1 protein-coding gene is annotated in these 722 nt (G+C 67.7%); it reads right to left on the bottom strand.

The features are described from left to right. On the bottom strand, positions 1-722 hold a 722-nt coding region (locus AC1DD3_RS22070), incomplete at both ends, for an enolase C-terminal domain-like protein (protein ID WP_476882527.1).

Raw genomic sequence — 722 nt, 5'->3', positions numbered from 1 at the left:
CCGACCGGGGAGATGTCGGTGGGGCCGTGGAAGCCGGACTTGATCTGGTACTGCGCGGCGAAGTCCATGACTTTCTTCAAAGGCGAGATCCCGCCAAAGTGCGTGGAGGCCGCCCGGACGTAGTCGATCAGCTGTTCCTTGATGATGGACTGGTAGTCGTACACGGTGTTGAAGATTTCACCGATCGCCAGCGGGGTGGTGGTGTGCGCCCGGACCAGGCGCAGGGCCTCCTGGTTTTCGGCCGGGGTGCAGTCCTCGAGCCAGAACAGGTCATASGGTTCCAGGGCCTTGCCCAGCTTCGCGGCCTGGATCGGGGTCATCCGGTGGTGCCCGTCGTGCAGCARSGGAAGTTCCGGGCCGAACTCGTTCCGGACCGCCTCGAACACCGAGGGCAGGTGGCGCAGGTACGCCCGGGTGTCCCAGTCTTCCTCCACCGGGAACGCGCCGCGCCCGGCGGGCTCGTAGTCGTACCTCTCCCCGGAGGCCTGGGCCTGCGCGGCGACACCGTAGACGGCCTTGATGCCCGGGACCGCGGTCTGGATCCGGACCGACTTGTAGCCGAGTTCCAGGTGCTCGCGGACCGAGTCGAACAGTGAGGGGATGTCCGCGCCGGAGGCGTGGCCGTAGGCGCGCAGCCCGTTGCGGGACGCCCCGCCCAGGAGCTGGTAGACCGGCATCCCGGCGACCTTGCCCTTGATGTCCCACAGCGCCATGTCCACCGC

Source organism: Arthrobacter sp. 05T444 (assembly GCF_056395905.1).
This window is presented reverse-complemented; position numbering and strand designations above follow the sequence as displayed.